Annotated in this window: 16 protein-coding genes and 1 riboswitch; of the genes, 6 read left to right on the top strand and 10 right to left on the bottom strand. The window is 61.3% G+C overall.

Features of this window, described 5'->3' with window-relative positions:
- Window positions 1-949: 949 nt before the first annotated feature.
- The 3 genes from cpdA to PSEUDOMOFG3G_RS05545 all read right to left on the bottom strand — a co-directional run bounded on the left by cpdA (window position 950) and on the right by PSEUDOMOFG3G_RS05545 (window position 2,949).
- Complete coding sequence (cpdA, locus tag PSEUDOMOFG3G_RS05535) at window positions 950-1,765, bottom strand: 3',5'-cyclic-AMP phosphodiesterase (protein ID WP_139048581.1); 816 nt, start codon at window positions 1,763-1,765, stop codon at window positions 950-952.
- Between the two features lie 123 nt (window positions 1,766-1,888).
- Window positions 1,889-2,341: a DUF1249 domain-containing protein gene (locus tag PSEUDOMOFG3G_RS05540; protein ID WP_047225883.1), complete on the bottom strand. Its 453-nt coding sequence runs from the start codon at window positions 2,339-2,341 to the stop codon at window positions 1,889-1,891.
- Complete coding sequence (locus PSEUDOMOFG3G_RS05545; RefSeq protein ID WP_139048582.1) at window positions 2,332-2,949, bottom strand: NUDIX domain-containing protein; 618 nt, start codon at window positions 2,947-2,949, stop codon at window positions 2,332-2,334. The genes PSEUDOMOFG3G_RS05540 and PSEUDOMOFG3G_RS05545 overlap by 10 nt, the downstream gene beginning before the upstream one ends.
- 214 nt (window positions 2,950-3,163) lie before the next feature.
- Here PSEUDOMOFG3G_RS05545 and PSEUDOMOFG3G_RS05550 point away from each other — a divergent pair, with 214 nt between their 5' ends.
- Complete coding sequence (locus tag PSEUDOMOFG3G_RS05550) at window positions 3,164-3,910, top strand: DUF3298 domain-containing protein (protein WP_139048583.1); 747 nt, start codon at window positions 3,164-3,166, stop codon at window positions 3,908-3,910.
- Here PSEUDOMOFG3G_RS05550 and cytX read toward each other — a convergent pair.
- A complete protein-coding gene (cytX, locus tag PSEUDOMOFG3G_RS05555; protein WP_047225886.1) occupies window positions 3,879-5,171 on the bottom strand; it encodes a putative hydroxymethylpyrimidine transporter CytX in 1,293 nt (430 codons plus the stop codon). The genes PSEUDOMOFG3G_RS05550 and cytX overlap by 32 nt on opposite strands.
- A gap of 172 nt (window positions 5,172-5,343) precedes the next feature.
- On the bottom strand, window positions 5,344-7,233 hold the full coding sequence (gene thiC / locus PSEUDOMOFG3G_RS05560; protein ID WP_047225887.1) for a phosphomethylpyrimidine synthase ThiC: 1,890 nt from the start codon (window positions 7,231-7,233) through the stop codon (window positions 5,344-5,346).
- A gap of 175 nt (window positions 7,234-7,408) precedes the next feature.
- A riboswitch (TPP riboswitch) is annotated at window positions 7,409-7,514 on the bottom strand.
- Between the two features lie 154 nt (window positions 7,515-7,668).
- Here thiC and PSEUDOMOFG3G_RS05565 point away from each other — a divergent pair.
- On the top strand, window positions 7,669-9,108 hold the full coding sequence (locus PSEUDOMOFG3G_RS05565) for a TolC family outer membrane protein (RefSeq protein WP_139048584.1): 1,440 nt from the start codon (window positions 7,669-7,671) through the stop codon (window positions 9,106-9,108).
- Window positions 9,109-9,240: 132 nt separating this feature from the next.
- Here the strand turns inward: PSEUDOMOFG3G_RS05565 and waaA are convergent, their stop codons facing one another.
- Window positions 9,241-10,515 carry a lipid IV(A) 3-deoxy-D-manno-octulosonic acid transferase gene (waaA, locus tag PSEUDOMOFG3G_RS05570; protein ID WP_139048585.1) on the bottom strand — a complete coding sequence of 425 codons (1,275 nt, stop codon included), beginning with the start codon at window positions 10,513-10,515 and terminating at the stop codon, window positions 9,241-9,243.
- Window positions 10,516-10,537: 22 nt separating this feature from the next.
- Window positions 10,538-11,428: a LysR family transcriptional regulator gene (locus PSEUDOMOFG3G_RS05575; RefSeq protein WP_047225890.1), complete on the bottom strand. Its 891-nt coding sequence runs from the start codon at window positions 11,426-11,428 to the stop codon at window positions 10,538-10,540.
- Window positions 11,429-11,532: 104 nt separating this feature from the next.
- Between PSEUDOMOFG3G_RS05575 and PSEUDOMOFG3G_RS05580 the strand changes: the two genes are divergently transcribed.
- The 4 genes from PSEUDOMOFG3G_RS05580 to PSEUDOMOFG3G_RS05595 all read left to right on the top strand — a co-directional run bounded on the left by PSEUDOMOFG3G_RS05580 (window position 11,533) and on the right by PSEUDOMOFG3G_RS05595 (window position 15,055).
- The gene (locus PSEUDOMOFG3G_RS05580; protein ID WP_047225891.1) at window positions 11,533-11,865 is read left to right on the top strand and encodes a multidrug efflux SMR transporter; all 333 of its coding nucleotides are present in this window, start codon (window positions 11,533-11,535) and stop codon (window positions 11,863-11,865) included.
- Between the two features lie 205 nt (window positions 11,866-12,070).
- On the top strand, window positions 12,071-13,246 hold the full coding sequence (locus tag PSEUDOMOFG3G_RS05585; protein ID WP_139048587.1) for an FAD-binding oxidoreductase: 1,176 nt from the start codon (window positions 12,071-12,073) through the stop codon (window positions 13,244-13,246).
- On the top strand, window positions 13,243-14,055 hold the full coding sequence (locus tag PSEUDOMOFG3G_RS05590; protein WP_139048588.1) for an aldo/keto reductase: 813 nt from the start codon (window positions 13,243-13,245) through the stop codon (window positions 14,053-14,055). The genes PSEUDOMOFG3G_RS05585 and PSEUDOMOFG3G_RS05590 overlap by 4 nt, the downstream gene beginning before the upstream one ends.
- A gap of 34 nt (window positions 14,056-14,089) precedes the next feature.
- Entirely contained in the window at window positions 14,090-15,055 is a 966-nt protein-coding gene (locus PSEUDOMOFG3G_RS05595) for a metal ABC transporter ATPase (protein ID WP_139048589.1), read from the top strand.
- Window positions 15,056-15,207: 152 nt separating this feature from the next.
- On the opposite strand, the gene hldE is transcribed toward PSEUDOMOFG3G_RS05595, so the two are convergent.
- The 3 genes from hldE to msbA form a co-directional block, all read right to left on the bottom strand.
- Entirely contained in the window at window positions 15,208-16,629 is a 1,422-nt protein-coding gene (gene hldE / locus PSEUDOMOFG3G_RS05600) for a bifunctional D-glycero-beta-D-manno-heptose-7-phosphate kinase/D-glycero-beta-D-manno-heptose 1-phosphate adenylyltransferase HldE (RefSeq protein WP_047225895.1), read from the bottom strand.
- 99 nt (window positions 16,630-16,728) lie between these two features.
- On the bottom strand, window positions 16,729-17,325 hold the full coding sequence (cysC, locus tag PSEUDOMOFG3G_RS05605) for an adenylyl-sulfate kinase (RefSeq protein WP_139048590.1): 597 nt from the start codon (window positions 17,323-17,325) through the stop codon (window positions 16,729-16,731).
- Window positions 17,326-17,367: 42 nt separating this feature from the next.
- Entirely contained in the window at window positions 17,368-19,158 is a 1,791-nt protein-coding gene (msbA, locus tag PSEUDOMOFG3G_RS05610) for a lipid A export permease/ATP-binding protein MsbA (protein ID WP_139048591.1), read from the bottom strand.
- Between the last annotated feature and the right edge of the window lie 126 nt (window positions 19,159-19,284).

A 19,284-nucleotide genomic window follows, 5' to 3' on the forward strand; every position in this document is an offset into this window, starting at 1 on the left:
AGCCCGACAGACCCGAAGGTCTCCCGCGCACAGCCGCCATAACGAAAGCATGGTCAAAAAACGACCGCAAGCATACGTTATGAAGGGCGCTTTCGCGCCGTCTACTTATCGGATTTCCAAGCCCGGCCGCTGAATTTGCAGCGACGGAAAAAGACTAGCGACAGCCCTTCCCACCCGGCAACCGCCAGAGCTCGTCGGAAAAATCTGCTTGCGTCAGGACGCGTGTCCGACCATTCCCACAACCCTGGTCGGCTGTCAGGCCGCCATCGCGAGCAGGCTCGCTCCCACACTGGTTTCGGTCGTTTATAAGATCAGTGCCCACCGCCAATCTTGTGGGAGCAAAGCTTGCTCGCGATAGCGGTGAGTCTGCTTGCATCAATGCTGAATGTACCGCCGCCTTCGCGAGCAAGCTTTGCTCCCACAGATCCTGCTCAAACAAATCTGATGGGTGTACACCCGCTAAAACCAGGCCGGCTATCAGGCCGCCTCGCGGTGGAGGTTGATCTTGGGCGCCCCGTTAACCACGCTGGCCGAACGTAGGTATTGCGTAGTGGGCACCTCGGCATGGATGCCGAGGTAGCCGCGCTGGGCCATGGATGGCCCTTCGCGGCGGGCCCACGGAGCAATGCCTACGTTCGGGCACACCGAGCCTAGGCGAGGTGCCGAGTGGTGGGGCAGAAGCGCTTTGGTTACTTTCGCGCTTTTCGAAAGTGACCCGCCGTAAGGGCGGAACCATAAGTGGCCGTTACCGCAGAAATGGATATATACCCGGTCAACAAAATCCTGGCCAGCTGTAAGGCCGCCATCGCGAGCAAGCTCGCTCCCACACAGTTTTTTGGTCGTTTATACGATCAGTGTCCACCGCCCCGATAGCGGTGAATCTGCTTGCATCGATGCTGAATGTACCGCCGCCTTCGCGAGCAAGCTCGCTCCCACAGTTGGGCCGAACTTAATACCCGTTGGAGCCATAGTCCGGGGTAAACGCAAACCCAACCACCCGCTCAACCCCCGTCTCCAACCGCCCATCCGGCAAAAGCCGCAACCACCGATACCCCGGCGCCTGCCCCCCCACCGCAAAATCCTCACTCCCCGGCTCAAACTGAATACAGGTCGAAGGCGAAGCCAACAAACGAACCCCCTCACGCACCTGATCAACCTCCTGATGCACATGCCCCCACAGAACAGCACGCACCTGAGGAAACCGATCCAACACCGCAAACAGCGCCTCAGGATTACGCAACCCAATCGGCTCCATCCACGCACACCCAATCGAAACAGGATGATGATGCAGGCACACCAAGTGATGTCGCTCCGGCGCCTCGCTCAAGGCATTGGCCAACAGAATCAATTGCTCCTCGGCCAAAAACCCCGGCACAGAACCTGGCACGGCAGAATCGAGCATAGTCACCCGCCAATTGCCAATGTCCACCACCGGATCGAGCAACGTACTCTTGACCGCCGCCTCAAGCATCACCTGCGGCTCATCATGGTTACCGGGAATCCAACGCGCCGGCGCGTCGATACGCGCACTCAGCTGCCGAAACGCCTCATAGGACTGCTGCGTCCCGTCCTGGGACAAATCCCCAGTGGCAAGCATCAGGTCAATGTTCGGCTGCTGCTTGAGCACCAAGTCAATGACCGCCCGCAGGCTGTCGCGGGTGTTCATGCCCAGCAACGAAGCGTCGGCCTCGGCAAACAGGTGACTGTCAGACAGTTGGACCAGCAGCGCCGTATCGGCGGTGGTCAAGGTGGATACGCTCGGCAAATCGCTCTCTCCCAGGCGCGACTACGCCATTGGATGAAGCGGCAATTATGCTGGGGAAGATCGAAAGGGGAAACCCGCGAACCGGAACCGGTTCACAACCAGTGTCCAGTTTTTGACCGGCAGCTACCGAACAACCTCGAATTCGTGGCCCAGCGCCAGGCAATGACTCAGCCATTCCCCCAGAAACAGGTTCAACTGGGCCTTTTCATCCGGTTGGTGCATCGACGCATTGGGATAAGGATAGATGCCGCGAAAACGTCGCGCATGTTCGGCGCTCACGACTTCGGCCATGCGCGCATCGTGATAGACCTGCACTTCCAGTTGCGGCACCGGCAACCAGGGCAGGCTGTGTTCCTGGCGCACTTGCAAGGTGGTGGTGTATGGGCAAGTTTGCAGCACTTCAATGGCCAGCACGCCGAGCATCTGGTCGCCATGGGTCACGGCGATGCGCCGGGGCGCGGGGTCGTTGCGCATGTCCGGCAACAAGCGCATCAGGCGGGCGTAGTTGGCCTCGCAGGCGGCCTGCAACCCGACCAGATCGACGCGATAACGGTCGCGCAGCTTGCTTAAGACCATAGCCCCCTCACTTCATCGCGATTCAAGGCCAGCCATTGCAAGGCAATGATGCTGGCCGCGTTGCAGATCTGCCCGTCGCGCACTGCTTGCAAGGCATCTTCAAAAGCCCAGACCTTCACACGAATGTCTTCGGCTTCTTCCACAAGCCCATGCAGGCCACCGGCCCCCACACTGTCGCAACGCCCCAAATAAAGATGCACGAATTCATTGCTGCCGCCCGGCGATGGAAAATACTTGGTCATCGGCCAGAGCGCAGCGAAGACAAGCCCAGCTTCCTCCTGCGCTTCGCGATGAGCAACTTCTTCCGGTTGCTCGTCCTTGTCGATCAGGCCGGCCACCAGTTCCACCAGCCAGGGGTTGGTGGTCTTGCCAATGGCGCCGACGCGAAACTGCTCGATTAGTACCACCTCATCGCGTTGCGGATCGTAGGGCAGCACGCACACCGCGTCATGACGCACGAACAGTTCACGGCTGATTTCACGGCTCATGCCACCGGCAAATAACTCGTGGCGCAGGTGGACGCGATCGAGTTTGTAGAAACCCTGAAAGCAGTTTTCACGCTTTACGATGTCCACGGCGCTCGGTGTGGCGTTGGCGAAATCGGTCATGACAGTCCTCGTTTGCAGCGGATCGATGCGAGGTTCCAGCCTCGGCTTCGCGCCATCCTAACGCGCCCGTACCGTTTGATGCAGCCCCTTTCCAGTCATCGGGATAGACGGCTGCCCTCAAAGCCACTCTAATGAGCTTAGTGGCGAACTGATTGCCCTGCCGACAGTCGAAGCGGGTAACTTTTCGCCTTTCCCTGTTTCATGAAGGACGCCCATGTCGCTTTTCAAAACCCTTTGCGTGGCCACTATTGCCCTGACCCTGGGCGCTTGCCAAAGCCTGTTCCAACCCAACTACCGCGCTCCGCTGGAAACCACCCGCGATGCCTCGGAACAACTGCAACCAGGATGCGCCAGCGCCGACTGCCCCCTGGTCAACATTGACACCCTGCGCTTTCCCGCCGAGCCGGCCTTGGACGGCATCATCGAGAAACGCCTGCTGCAAATGACCCGCACCACACCGGACGCCCCGCTGGCGCCGACGCTGGCCGCCTACCGCGAGCAGTTTTTGCGCAGCGCCGCGCCGCGCAACAGCAGTTACTTGCAAGCCAAGGTACGGGAGCAGCATGACGGCTTGGTGATCATCGAATTGTCCAGTTACCTGGACACTGGCGGTGCGCACGGTACGCCGGGGCGCGGTTTCATCAACTATTCGCGCCAGCAGCACAAAGTATTGACGCTGTCGGACATGCTGCTGCCGGGCCAGGAAGAGGCGTTCTGGAAAGCCGTGCAGGTCGCCCACAATAGCTGGCTGATCAGCACCAAACTGGATCAGGAACCGGAGTTCGTGAAGCAGTGGCCGTTCCAGAAAACCCCGAACGTGGCGCTGACCTACGGCGGCGTGATCCTCAAGTACCAAGTGAGCACCATCGCGCCATACGCCCTGGGCCACATCGAACTGAAGATCGCTTACCCACGCCTCAATGGCATCCTCAAGCCCGAGCTGTTTCCCGGCCGTAGTTGAAAGCCCGGCCCAGTATCAGTTGCAGCAACCCTGCCAGGACCAGCGACGGCAGGGTGGCGCCGATGTCCGGGTAGAAGTTGGCCAGCAGGTGATAGGTACTCACCCCGCCCAGCCAGGCCAACAGTGCCGGCCAGCACAACGCCGCTGACACGACCCGGCTGGCGCGCTTGCGCAGGATGAAATGGTCCACCAGCACCACACCGAACAGCGGTGCGAACACCGAGCCGATCAGCAACAGGAAATTCTGATACTGAGCCAACGGCGCGAAGCAGGCGATCAAGGTGCAGACCACGCCAATCGCCAAGGCCAGGTGCTCGACTTTCAACCCCGTCAGCATGCCGCTGGACACCGCCGCCGAGTGGATATCAGCGAAGGCATTTTCCGATTCATCCAGCAAAATCAGCAGCAGCGGGATACCCAACCCGGCGCCCGCCAGGGCCAGCAACAGCGCGTTGACTTCACCGCTCGGCGCGAACGCCAGGGTGTAGGCCACGCCCAGGCTCATCAGCCAGAAATTACCGATAAAGAACCCCAGCGCGGTGCCGCCGAAGACGTTTTTTGCGCGTTTGCCGAAGCGCGAGTAGTCGGCAATCAGCGGCAACCAGGACAGCGGCATGGCTATCGCAATGTCGAAACCGACGGCAAACGGCATCGAACCATCTCCCGCCCGCGCCCACAACGCCGCCAGATCAGCCTTGGCAAACAGGTTCCAGGTCAGCCAGATGCACGCCGCCAGCAGCAGCCAGATGCCCCACTTGCGCAGGACCTTACGCACGAACGTCAGCGGCCCGCTCACTGCCAGCAGGGTCGCCAGTGCGCCGAAAAACAATGTCCACAGCAGTGGGTTCGACCCCAGGCTGCCTTCGCTGAAGGCCCGGGCGCCGAGCAGGCTGGCGGCGTCACGCATGACGATGATTTCGAATGAGCCCCAACCGATCAACTGCAGCAGGTTCAACACCGCCGGCACGCTCGCGCCCTTGCCGCCGAGGCTGAGCTTGAGAGCGGCCATGGCCGACAGGCCGGTGTCGCTGCCGATCACCCCGACGGCCGCCAGCAGCAGGACGCCCACCAGCGTGCCGAGGAAAATCGCCAGCAACGAACCGCTCAGGCCCAGGCCCGGCGCGAGCAAGGCGCCGACCTGCAAGACCATCAGGCCGATGCCGAGGGAGAACCACAGGGAAAACAGATCGCGGGCGCCGAAGACGCGCCTGTCCAGGGGGACGGCGGCGTCGGGGGAGTAGGTGCTGGGTTGGATGTTCAAGGGTTGTTATCTCAGAGGGATATTTGTTGTTTTTTTGGCCGCTATCGCGAGCAAGCTCGCTCCCACAGAGGATCAACGGTGCACACAGACTTTGCGTCCACAGCAGATCCCCTGTGGGAGCGAGCTTGCTCGCGATGAGGGCAGTGAAAACACCGCCCCCCCACAGCTCAAATCACACTTTCTTGTACAGCTGGCTACCTTCCTTCTTGAACCGCTCAGCCTGTTCCGCCAAGCCCTGGGCGACATCGACATCCACCGCTTCAATGCGCTGGTTGGCCGCGTACTCGCGCACTTCCTGGGTGATTTTCATCGAGCAGAACTTCGGCCCGCACATCGAGCAGAAATGCGCGACCTTGGCCGAATCCTTCGGCAGGGTTTCATCGTGGTACGAGCGGGCGGTGTCCGGGTCCAGGCCGAGGTTGAACTGGTCTTCCCAGCGGAACTCGAAACGCGCCTTGCTCAGGGCGTTGTCGCGGATTTGCGCGCCTGGGTGCCCTTTGGCCAGATCGGCCGCATGCGCGGCGATCTTGTAGGTGATGATCCCGGTCTTCACGTCATCCTTGTTCGGCAGTCCCAAGTGTTCTTTCGGGGTGACGTAGCAGAGCATGGCGCAACCGAACCAGCCAATCATCGCCGCACCGATACCGGAGGTGATGTGGTCATAGCCCGGCGCAATATCGGTGGTCAGCGGGCCGAGGGTGTAGAACGGCGCCTCGTCGCAGCACTCCAGCTGCTTGTCCATGTTCTCTTTGATCAACTGCATCGGCACGTGGCCCGGGCCTTCGATCATGCACTGCACGTCATGCTTCCAGGCGATCTTGGTCAGCTCGCCGAGGGTTTCCAGCTCACCGAACTGCGCTTCGTCGTTGGCGTCGGCAATCGAACCCGGACGCAGGCCATCGCCCAGCGAGAAGCTGACGTCGTAGGCCTTCATGATTTCGCAGATGTCTTCGAAGTGGGTGTAGAGGAAGTTCTCTTTGTGGTGCGCCAGGCACCACTTGGCCATGATCGAGCCGCCACGGCTGACGATGCCGGTGACGCGCTTGGCGGTCATCGGCACATAACGCAACAGCACGCCGGCGTGGATGGTGAAGTAGTCGACGCCCTGCTCGGCCTGTTCGATCAACGTGTCGCGGAACAGCTCCCAGGTCAGGTCTTCGGCCACGCCGCCGACTTTTTCCAGGGCCTGATAGATCGGCACGGTGCCGATCGGAACCGGCGAGTTGCGGATGATCCACTCGCGGGTTTCGTGGATGTGCTTGCCAGTGGACAGGTCCATGACCGTGTCCGAACCCCAGCGAATGCCCCAGGTCAGCTTCGCCACTTCTTCTTCGATGGACGAGCCCAGTGCGCTGTTGCCGATGTTGCCGTTGATCTTCACCAGGAAGTTACGGCCGATGATCATCGGTTCCAGTTCGGTGTGGTTGATGTTGGCCGGGATGATCGCGCGCCCCCGGGCGATTTCGTCACGCACGAATTCCGGGGTGATGACTTTCGGCACACTGGCACCGAAGCTGTGGCCGGCGTGTTGCTGGTCCAGCAGGCCGGCGGCGCGGGCCACTTCCAGCTTCATGTTTTCGCGGATGGCGACGTATTCCATCTCAGCGGTGATGATGCCTTTGCGCGCGTAGTGCATCTGGCTGACGTTGGCGCCGGGTTTGGCGCGACGCGGGTTGTTCACATGGGCGAAGCGCAGTTTGGTCAGCTCGGGATCGGCCAGGCGTTCCTGGCCGAAGTTGGAGCTCAGTCCCGCCAGGCGTTCGGTGTCGCCACGGGCTTCGATCCACGGTGAGCGCACATCGGCCAGGCCTTTGCGCACGTCGATGATCACATTCGGGTCGGTGTAGGGACCCGAAGTGTCGTACACCACCACGGGCGCATTGATTTCGCCGCCAAAGTCGGTGGGGGTCACGTCGAGGCTGATTTCGCGCATGGGCACGCGAATATCCGGGCGGCTGCCCTGGACATAGATTTTTTGCGAGCGGGTAAAGGGCTGAACCGATTGCTCATCGACCTTGGCCGAATCACTGAGGTTGGTCGCGTTTTTTGATTTTGTCGTCATCACGGGCTCTCCAGACACACATCCAGGCAGTGGATTTTTGTCGGAGCGAACCTGTAACGAATGGACGCGTCCCTGCACGAGAGTGCGGACGCTGTGCTTGCTGCTCGAGGATGCTCGAAGATCGAAAGTCGATTGTCGAACAACATCCCGGACGAAGCACAAGAGGACTCGCCGGGTGACGAGAAATCTTGTTCCCTACGCAGGCGCTAACCTGATCAGGTTCAACGGGATCCGAAATTATTCGATCTCAGCCTCATAGCAAGGCACCCCGACAAGAACCCGGCCAGTCTAGACATAACCACCGCAGAACGCCATCGCGACGGCAAAAGGCGTGATGAATGGCGCATATACAGGATTGTTGCCGTGCGCCCGCGCAACTACACTCGCTACGCCGCGCCTCTTGTGCGCAATCATTTGAGAAGTAGGGAACGCCTCATGCTGCGCAAACTCTCACTGGCCCTTGCCGTGTCTTGTGCGTCCAATGGAATGGCCTGGGCCGCCGAAGCGCCCTTGACCACCAAAACCGATCTGGTGAGCGTGTATCAGGAAGCGGTGGACAACAACGCCGACCTGGCCGCCGCCCGCGCCCAGTATGGCGCCCAGAAAGAAGTGGTGCCCCAGGCGCGCGCCGGGTTGTTACCCAACCTGTCGGCCGGTGCCGACCTGAACAACACCCGTACCGAGCTCGACGAGCCCGCCATGACCGCCTCCCGTAGCGGTACGGTCTACCAGGCCACGCTGTCCCAGCCGATTTTCCGTGCCGATCGCTGGTTTCAGTTCCAGGCGGCGAAGTCGGTCAACGAACAAGCGTCGCTGCAACTCTCGGCCACTGAACAGAACATGATCCTGCAAAGCGCCGAGAGCTATTTCAACGTGCTGCGCAGCCAGGACAACCTGGCCTCGACCAAGGCCGAAGAAGCGGCGTTCAAGCGTCAGCTCGACCAGTCCAACGAGCGCTTCGACGTGGGTCTGTCGGACAAGACCGACGTGCTGCAATCCCAGGCCAGCTACGACACCGCGCGAGCCAACCGGATCCTGGCCCAGCGGCAGGTCGACGACGCCTTCGAAGCCCTGATCACCCTGACCAACCGTCAGTACAACTCGCTCCAGGGCATCGTCCACACGCTGCCGATCCTGCCGCCGGCACCGAACGACGCCAAGGCCTGGGTCGATACGGCCGCCAAGCAGAACCTCAATCTACTGGCCAGCAACTACGCCGTCACGGCCGCCGAGGACACCCTACGTCAGCGCAAGTCCGGGCATGCCCCGACCCTCGATGCGATCGCCCAATACAAAAAAGGCGACAACGATGGCCTCGGTTTTACCAACCCCAGCCCTACCGGCCAGCGTTATGGTGGTGATGCCGAGCAACGCACCATCGGCCTGCAATTGAGCATCCCGATCTACAGCGGCGGGCTGACCAGCTCTCAGGTGCGCGAATCCTACTCGCAACTGACTCAGACCGAACAACAGCGCGAGGCCCTGCGCCGGCAGGTGGTGGAGAACACCCGCAACCTGCACCGGGCGGTGAATACCGATGTGGAACAGGTCCAGGCCCGCCGACAGTCCATCATCTCCAACCAGAGCGCAGTGGAAGCCACGGAGATCGGTTACCAGGTGGGCACGCGCAACATCGTCGATGTACTCGATGCCCAGCGTCAGCTGTACACCTCGGTGAGAAACTACAACAACGCCCGCTACGACTACATCCTCGACAACCTGCGGCTCAAGCAGGCAGCGGGTACGTTGAGCCCGTCGGATCTGCAGGACCTGTCGCGCTATCTCAAACCCGACTACAACCCGGACAAGGACTTTCTACCGCCGGATCTGGCACAGGCTGCGGCGGAGCAACTGCGCTCGCGGCCGGCGCAATAACCCCTCGGAGGGAAGCCTCCTCAGCAACCGCCTGTGGGAGCAAGGCTTGCCCGCGATGAATACAACTCGATCGCCCTGGAACCGGGGCGCTTGCATCGCAAGCAAGCTTTGCTCCCACAGATATTCAGTCGCTCAGTCAATCAACCGCCCCAACCCCTCCAACAACCGTTGCAACGCGCCCTGGTTGGTGCGCATTACCGCAAGCCCCGCCTCGGCCATGCGCTGGGCATCGCGGGGCAGTTCGAACAGGCGTTGTACCGCCAGGGCCAGGCTTTCGGCATCTTCGACTTCCGCCAGCGCCCCGGCAGCCCGCAGTTGCGCGGCTATTTCTAGGAAGTTGAACAGGTGCGGCCCGCTGAGCACCGGCTTGGCCAGTGCCGCCGGTTCCAGCAGGTTATGCCCGCCGTTGGGTACCAGGCTGCCGCCGACAAACGCGCTGTCGGCCAGCGCGTAGAGAAACAACAGCTCGCCCATGGTATCGCCCAGCAGCACCGAGGTCTGGGCAGTGACGGGCCGTGCGCTGGAACGCCGCACCGTGGCGAAACCTTCGTTCTCACACAATTGATGCACTGAATCGAAACGCTCGGGATGGCGCGGCACCAGGATCAGCAACGCATCGGGATAACTGGCGAGCAACCGACGGTGGGCGGCCAGCACCACCTCATCTTCGCCTTCATGGGTACTGGCGGCGATCCACACCGGGCGCTCCGTCGCTTGCCACTCATGGCGCAAGGCGCTGGCGCTTTCCAGCAGTTGCGGGTCGATGGTCAGGTCGAACTTGATCGAACCGGTGACCTCGACGGTTTGCGCCCGCGCACCCAACTGGCGCAAGCGCTCGGCCTCGGCTTCGGTCTGGACAGCGAACAGGCTCATCTCGGCGAGCATTGGCCGGGTGAGTTTGGGCAAACGTGCATAACCGCGCGCAGAACGCTCCGACAGTCGCGCGTTGGCCAGGGCAACAGGGATGCCGCGCCTGGCGCATTGATGAATGTGGTTGGGCCACAATTCGGTTTCCATGATCACCGCGAGCACCGGGCGAACCCGATCGAGGAAACGGTTGGCCGCGCAGGGCAAGTCGTAGGGCAAATAGCAATGCTGGATGCGCGGCTCGTTGGCGAACAACGCCTGGATGCGCTCGGAACCGGTGGGCGTCATGCAGGTGACCGTGATCGGCAGCTGTGGATAACGTTGCAGCAAGGCGCGGATCATCGGCGCGGCGGCAATGCTCTCGCCCACCGATACGGCGTGGACCCAGATGCCTCCCGGCACCATCACCGGCAACCCCCAGGAAAAACGCTCGCCGATGCGCCGGGCGTAGGCCGGCGCCTTGCGTGCCCGCAACCAGAGCCGAATCGCTACCAGTGGCAGCCCCAGATAAAACAATGCGCTATAGAGAGTTCTGTTCATGGCGGCGGAGTTTATCGGGTTTTCAGCCGATCGCCTGCAACTGCACGGCAAAACGTTCCGCCAGCCAGCGCGCGGCCGGGCCCAACGGCTCGTCGCGGCGCCAGACCAGCTCCACCACCAGGGCCGGCGGGGTCCACTCACTGTTGAGCTCGACCATATCCCCCAGGTACGCCGGGTACTGCACCACATGCCGTGGCAGCCACGCCCAGCCCAGGCCGCTTCTCAGCCATTCGGCCAAGACGTAGAAACTGTCGGCGCGCCAGACCTGCGGGCTGGCCTGTTCACTCCCAGGGTAGACACTGGACTGGGTCGCCATGAGCAATTGCCGATGCCGGGCCATTTCCAGGCAGGTCACGTAATCATGGCTCGCCAGTGGATGCCCCCTGCCACAGACCGTGACCATCTCGACGCTGCCCAGCACCCGGCGCTCCAGCGCTTCGGGGATCTGGTCGTGATAAAACAGCAACCCCAGGTCAGCGCGGCGCTCCACCAGTTTGCGCGCCACATCGCCCTGCGCAGCGCTGGCCAGTTGCACCTCGAGGGTCGGGAACCGCTCGGCCAGGGCCGCCAGGCTGTCGATGACCGGCTGATAGGGCATCGCCTCATCCTGAGCCAGGCGCAACATCGCCTCCTGACCGCGCATCAGGGCCAGGGCCCGGCCATTGAGACGCTCACACTGGCGCAGCACTTCCCGCGCCTCTTCCAACAAGGCCTCGCCGGCTTCGGTGAGCTTCGGCTGGCGGCCACTGCTGCGCTCGAACAGCGTCACGCCCAGGTCGGTTTCCAACAACGCAATCGCGCTGCTAATGGCCGATTGAGCCTTGCGCTGGTCCCGCGCCACGGCGGAAAACGAACGTTTCTCGGCGACACCGACAAACAGCCGCAGCTGCTCCAGATTCCACAGAACACTCATGACCCGACCTATCTCGTATGCAGATAGGTAATGACTTTACCCCATCTGACAGCGCCCTAAAATGTCCACACAGAAAGACGCACCCTTCAAGAGGATTTTCGCCTATGAACGCTTACTACTACCTGGCCATCGCCATCTGCGCCGAAGTGATCGCCACCGTGTCGATGAAAGCGATCAAAGGCTTGAGCACACCCCTGCCTCTGCTGCTGGTGATCGCCGGCTACGGCATCGCATTCTGGATGCTGACCCTGGTGGTGCGCACCGTTCCGGTGGGCGTGGCGTATGCGGTCTGGGCTGGGATGGGGATCGTCATGGTCAGCGTGGCGGCGCTGTTCATCTACGGGCAGAAGCTGGACGTGCCGGCGATGCTGGGGATGGCGTTGATTGTACTGGGGGTGGTGGTGATCCAGCTGTTTTCCAAGACTGCCGGGCACTGAAGCTGCAAGCTGCAAGCTGCAAGCTGCAAGCTGCAAGCTGCAAGCTGCAAGCTGCAAGCTGCAAGCTGCAAGCTGCAAGCTGCAAGCTGCAAGCTGCAAGCTGCAAGCTGCAAGCTGCAAGCTGCAAGCAAAGGCTATCCCTCTTGCTTGTAACTTGCAGCTTGAAGCTTGAAACTTGCCGCTTCATTTCCCGCGAGGTCGCTGCATGCCATCCGTTATTTCCACCGACGTTCTGATTGTCGGCGCCGGAGTCGCCGGCCTCTGGCTGAATGCGCGCCTGCGCCGCCAGGGCTTTTCGACTGTGTTGGTGGAAAGCGCCAGCCTCGGCGGCGGGCAGAGCATCAAATCCCAGGGCATCATCCATGGTGGCGCCAAGTACGCCTTGCACGGTGCCCTCACCGGCGCCTCGGAAGCCATCGCCGACATGCCACGCCGCTGGCGCGAAGCCCTGGCCGGCGAGGGCGAACTGGATCTGTCCGGCGTGCGCCTGCTGTCCGAAGCTCACTACCTCTGGTCTCCCGGCACCCTGGCCGGCAACCTCACCAGCTTCTTCGCCAGCAAGGCCGTGCGTGGGCGGGTCGATCAGGTCAAGGGCGAGCAACTGCCGCCGGCCCTGCAAGACAAGCGCTTCAAAGGCAAGGTCTATCGCCTGGCCGAGTTGGTGGTGGACGTCCCCAGCCTGCTTGCACGGCTGGCAGATCTGGCCGGCGATGGTTTGCTGGCCGGCAAAGATATCGAGCCGTTGCGCGACGGCGACGAACTGATCGGCCTCAAGGTTGATGGCCGCGAGATCCGCGCCCAGCGTATCGTCCTCAGCGCCGGGGCCGGCACCGCCGATCTGCTCAGTGCCCTGGGCCTGGAGCAACCGGCCATGCAGCGTCGGCCGTTGCACATGGTGCTGGTCAAGGGAGCGAGCCTCAAGCCGCTGTACGCCCACTGCCTGGGGGGCGGGCCGAAGCCGCGCATCACCGTGACCACCCACCCGGCCGCCGATGGCCAATGGGTCTGGTACCTGGGCGGCGACATTGCCGAAGCCGACGGCGTGGCCCGCGAGCCCGCCGCGCAGATTGCTACCGCCCAGAAAGAACTTGGCCAACTGCTGCCCTGGGTCGACCTCAGCGCCGCACAATGGGCCACGCTGCGGGTCGACCGCGCCGAACCGCTGCAATCGGGCCTGACCCGCCCGGACAACGCCTTTCTCGCCGAACAGGATCGCCTGCTGGTGGGCTGGCCGACCAAACTGGCCCTGGCCCCGGACTTTGCCGATCGAGTGATCGCCACACTGCAACGCGATGGCATCACCCCCAGCCATCCGGCGCCATTGCCGGACCTGCCGAAACCGCCCATGGGCATCCCGGCTTGGGAGCAACTGCTGCCATGAGCCAACCGACCCTGCACGACTTGCATCGCCCGCTGGGCAATAACGGCCCGCTTGTTTCACCCCTGGGCTTGGGGACCGTCAAGCTCGGCCGCGACCAGGGGGTCAAATACCCCAACGGTTTCCAGATTCCCGATGACGACGAAGCGCGCATGCTGCTCAAACTGGCGCGTGACCTGGGCATCAACCTGATCGACACCGCGCCGGCCTATGGCCGCAGCGAAGAACGCCTGGGCCCGTTGTTGCGCGGCCAGCGTCAGGATTGGGTGATTGTCAGCAAGGTCGGTGAAGAGTTCAGTGACGGCCAGTCGCACCACGATTTCAGTGCCGCCCACACCCGACTCTCGGTGGAACGCAGCCTAAAGCGCCTGGAAACGGACTACATCGATATGGTGCTGGTGCACTCCGACGGCAACGACCTGGCAATCCTCAACGACAGTGAGGTCTACCCGACCCTGGCGGCGCTCAAGCGCGAGGGCAAGATCGGTGGCTACGGTTTTTCCGGCAAAACCGTCGAGGGCGGTTTGAAAGCCCTGGAGCAAGGCGATTGCGCTATGGTCACCTACAATCTGAACGAACGAAACGAGAAGACTGTCATTGACTACGCAGCCTTGCATGGCAAGGCCATTCTGGTGAAGAAAGCCTTGGCCAGCGGTCACGTCTGCCTGAACCCTGGCGTGGACCCGGTCCGGGCCAGCTTCGAACTGTTGTTTGAACATCCCGGTGTCGCCAGTGCTATTGTCGGCACCATCAATCCGCTGCACCTCGCCCATAACGTCGCGACCGTAGCCAAGGTCCTACGTAAAAACTGACGCCGCCCTGCGCGGCCTTAAGGAAGGAGCCGACATGCCGCGCACGCTCATCAGAAAAAACCCCAGCAACTTCAAGACCCTGCCCCTGTTCGTCGAAGCGACACCCGAAGGCCTGACTTACCAGAGCGTCGGGATGCCATTGAATTTTTCCCAAACCCTGCAGCGGCGCCGTCCGGTGACGGTGGACGACCCCGAGCGTTTTTCCCTGGAACTGGCAAACCTTGGTATCTCGGTGCGCCTGACCCTGCACTGGCAGAACCGCGACTATTGGGTGCTGGTGCGCCAGCGTCGACAGGACCGCGGCGACGTGGTGCTCAAGTTGATTTCCGGTTATGTCCCGGCCCATGAGCTTAACCTGCCGCTGCTCACCGCCATCAGTGAAATTGCCGAAGAATGCCTTCTGGAAACCCCCGAGGGCTGGCTTGGTGGACGCTTCAATGACACCTGGTTGCCCGCGCCCTACGCCACCGCCCTGCATTATCGTGAAGCCTTGCCGTTTCGCCTGACGCCGCTGTCCGGTTCGGCCCGCCCAGTGCGCAGCGCCAACCTGCAACTGATCGAGCGACCACGCGCCTACGTGCACCTGCCGACGGCCTCGCTGCAACTGATTTACGATTTGCGCCTGGATGTGCCCAAGGAAGCCAAGTCCCTGAGCCTGTTTCATGTGGATGAGCGCCTGGAGGGAGACCAACTGGTGGCGCGCCTGGACCGCAAGCGACCCGATCTTTACCTGATGCCGCTACAGGACGGCCAACCCTTGCCCGAGCTGTACACCTTGAAGAAGGATCAACTGTACCCGGCCAGCACCCGCGGGCTGTACCTGGCGGAGAGTTTTGCCAGGCAGGACGGCTGGCTGGTACGAGACGAGCGGATTCGCTGGAAGGATTGGCTGCACCAGCAAGGGCTGACGCCACCGGGCAAGGAGTCGGGGCTGACCCGGCTGAGGGGCAAGGCCCGGCAATTGCTCAAGAAGATCGTGCCGCGCAAGGTGGCTCGTTAACGTCATCGAGTTGGTGATGGGCCCTGTGGGAGCGAGCCTGCTCGCGATGGCGTTGGACCCGTCAGCCTCGATTTGGCTGACACATCGCTATCGCGAGCAGGCTCGCTCCCACAGGTTGGCGCATTGCCTGACACATTGTCACCAGCAAAGGCTCAGTGATTGCGGATCTTTTCCACAATCGCCGTCGTCGAGCTGTTTTCCACCAGCCCCAACACCTTCACAGTGCCGCCGTAGGCCGCGACAATGTCCGCTCCCACGACCTGATCGATCCCGTAATCACCGCCCTTGACCAGCACATCCGGCTTGACCTCGCGCAGCAGGTTTTCCGGCGTGCCTTCGCTGAAGCTGATCACCCAATCCACCGCGCCAAGACCAGCCAGGACCGCCATGCGCCGGTCGACGCTGTTGATCGGCCGCCCCGGTCCTTTGAGACGACTCACGGATGCATCGTCGTTGACCGCGACGATCAGGCGATCGCCCTGGGCCCGGGCCTGCTCGAGATAGGTCACGTGGCCGGCATGCAGGATGTCGAAGCAGCCGTTGGTGAAAACGATTGTCTCGTTGTGGGCACGGGCGTCGTCGACGGCCAGCAGCAATTGCTCCAGGCCCAGCACACCCCGCTCGGAGCCTTCTTCGCGCTGGATCGCGCGGCGTAGCTCCGGGGCGCTGATGGCGGCAGTACCGAGCTTGCCGACGACAATGCCCGCCGCCAGGTTCGCCAGGGCCACCGCATGGGGCAGTTCCTCGCCGGCGGCGATGGCTGCGGCCAGGGTGGAAATGACGGTATCGCCGGCACCAGTCACGTCGAACACTTCACGGGCACGCGCCGGCAGGTGCAACGCCGGATGATCGGGACGCAACAGGGTCATGCCATGTTCGCCACGGGTCACCAGCAAAGCGCCGAGGTCGAGGTCTTGCATCAGCTGTGCGCCTTTGCTCACCAGTTCGTGCTCATCGGCGCAACCGCCGACGATGGTTTCGAATTCGCTGAGATTCGGCGTGATCACGCTCGCGCCGCGGTAGATCGAGAAATCCTTGCCCTTGGGGTCAGCCAGTACCGGAATGCCACGGGCACGAGCGGCCTGGATCAGCGCCTGATGGTTTTTCAACGCACCTTTGCCGTAGTCCGACAACACCAGCACCTTGACGCCTTCGAGCAGGTTATCGACCTCCGCCCCGAGGGCCAGGGGATCGGTGGCGAACGGTTCTTCGAAATCGATCCGCAACAGTTGCTGGTGACGGCTCATGACCCGCAGCTTGACGATGGTCGGCTGGTGCGCAACGCGCTGGAAAATCGCCCGTACGCCGGCGCCATTGAGGCTGTTGGTCAGGCTATCGGCGGCTTCGTCGTCACCGGTCACCCCCACCAGAGAGGCCGGCGCACCGAGGGCGGCGATGTTCAAGGCAACGTTGGCGGCACCACCGGGACGGTCCTCGATGTGTTCGACCTTGACCACCGGAACCGGCGCCTCAGGGGAAATCCGTGAGGTACCGCCATGCCAATAGCGGTCGAGCATGACATCGCCGACCACCAATACAGGGGCTTGATCGAATCGCGGCATGGACAACTTCATGGAGCATCCCACATACAAAATGAACAGGGCCGCGATATTAGCACAGGGTTGAGGAAGGCTCTTGCATGGCTGTAAGCGGATGCGACAGCAGTTCTGGAGTCAGCGCTGCAGCAATGCCCACAACCGCTCGCAGGCCTCGCTCAGCGCTAGCTCGCCCGTGTCGATATCGCAATCGGGCTCCAGGGGGGCTTCGTACGGGCTGTCGAGACCGGTGAAATTTTTCAACCGTCCGGCCCGCGCTTCCCGATAAAGCCCCTTGGGGTCACGCAGGGCACAAACCTCGAAAGACGTGCTGACATAGACTTCAAGGAAAGCACCCTCGGGAAACAACTTGCGTGCCGCTTCGCGGTCGGCGCGAAATGGCGAAATGGCCGCAACGATGACAATCAGTCCGGCGTCGACCATCAACCGTGCCACTTCGGCGATACGCCGGACGTTTTCCTTGCGGGCTTCAGACGTCATGCCCAGGTCGCTGCACAAACCTCGGCGCAAGTTGTCGCCATCAAGCAGACAGGTATGAAGACCACTGCCGTGAAGCCGTACTTCCAGCGCATTGGCCAGTGTCGACTTTCCCGCCCCGGAAAGTCCGGTCAACCATATGCATCGCGGTTGCTGGGATTTGATCGCCGCCCGGGCCTCGGGAGAAATCGAGAGCCCATGCGGCTGTTGTAGCGAGACCTTTACCGTTCCATCCATAGCCGAGCCTCTCGCGAATATTGGAATCGCGCAAAACCGAAATCAGGCGAAGGTACCTTTCGTCACGTCGTCGGTGCCATCGATGAAATCCTTCTCATGCAAGCGGGCGTATAAACCGTTCAGTGCCAACAACTCTGAATGAGTACCTCGCTCGACAATACGCCCCTTGTCCATCAGCAGGATCAAGTCAGCCTTCTCGATGGTAGACAAGCGATGGGCGATCACTAGGGTGGTGCGTCCCTTCATCACTTGGTCCAGAGCTCCCTGGATGTGGCGCTCAGACTCGGTGTCGAGGGCCGAAGTGGCCTCATCCAAAATCAACAGGGGAGCGTTCTTGAGCAGGGCCCGAGCGATCGCCAGGCGCTGGCGCTGACCGCCGGAAAGCAGAACACCGTTTTCGCCCACCAAGGTGTCGTAACCCTGAGGCATTTGCTCAATGAATTCGGCCGCGTAGGCGTCTTCGGCAGCCTTGCGCACGTCCTCGAACGGGGCGCCTGCCAGGTCACCGTAGGCAATGTTGTTGGTAACGCTATCGTTGAACAGGGTGACCTGCTGAGTCACCAGGGCGATGTGACGACGCAAGTTAGTCAGCTTGTATTGCTCTACGTCCAAACCGTCGAGCAGGATCTGACCCTTGTCATGATGATAAAAGCGCGGAATCAGGTTGGCCAAGGTCGACTTGCCACTGCCTGAACGCCCTACCAGAGCGATCATTTGCCCTTCTTCGGCGGTAAAGGAAATGTCGTCAAGCACGAGTTTTTCGGTGCCTGGGTACTGGAAGCTCAGGTTGCGCACCTCCAGGCGACCGTTTACACGAGCGATTTCCTGAGTCCCCGTATCCACTTCCGGCTCTTCGTCTAGTTGCTCGAAAATACTGTCCGCTGCCGCCAATCCTTTCTGGATCGTGGCGCTGACTTCCGACAGTTGACGAATGGGCTTGGGCAGCAAACCCGCAGCAGTGATGTAGGCGACCAGCTCACCGGCAGAAGCATCGCCGCGAAGATAAAGCACCAAGTACATCAGTACGGCCATACCAATATAAATCACCAGTTGCAGCATCGGCGTATAGATCGACTGAGTGCGGGTCATGCCCAGGCTGCGGTTCATATTGTCAGCACTGGCCTTGTGGAACCGTTCGATTTCGTAGGCTTCACCGCCAAAACTGCGAACGACACGGTAGCCCTGGATCGTCTCCGAAGCCACATGGGTCACATCACCCATCGCCACCTGGATTTTCTTGCTCTGCTTGCGAAATTTCTTGCTCGCGCTACTGACCATCAACGCGATGAAGGGAAGGATCGCCAGCAAGACGAGCGTCATTTTCCAGTTGCTATAAAGCAGGTATCCGAAAAGGAATACGACGGTCAGGCCTTCGCGGATCACCACTTTGATCGCATCGGTGGCGGCACCGGTGACCATGGTCACGTTATAGGTAATGCGTGAAATCAGGTGCCCCGAGTTATGGTTGTCAAAATAGCGGTTAGGCAGGGTCAGCAAGTTGTCGAACAGGGCGCAACGCAGGTCATGAACCACGCCACGGGCGACCTTGGCCAAATAGTAGTTACCTAGAAATGAGCCTATGCCTTGATAGACAGCAATGAGCACGATCAACAATGGCACGCCAAGCACCAGTGAAATCCCCATAAACTGGGTGTCGCTGGGCTTTTGCAAAGCGTCGAGAAAGTGCTTGAGCATGTCCGCCAGCATCGGTTGACTGGATGCGAACAGCACGAAGCCGATGATACTGATGGCAAAAGCTCCCCAATAAGGGAGCACGTATTTCAGCAACCGCAGGTAAATCTTCATGCTCGATTGCTGGTCAGGATTGGCCATTCGGTGCGCCTCGGACATTTGAAAAGAGAGACAAGCTGCGGATTGTAACAGCGAACCCATTACAACATCGGCTCAGTCAGGACGGCCGCCAAAAGCGCAGAGACAGTGTTCGCATCAGCGCCGCAG

The organism is Pseudomonas sp. FG-3G (assembly GCF_901007645.1).
In the GTDB taxonomy this organism is placed as follows: domain Bacteria; phylum Pseudomonadota; class Gammaproteobacteria; order Pseudomonadales; family Pseudomonadaceae; genus Aquipseudomonas; species Aquipseudomonas rhizophila.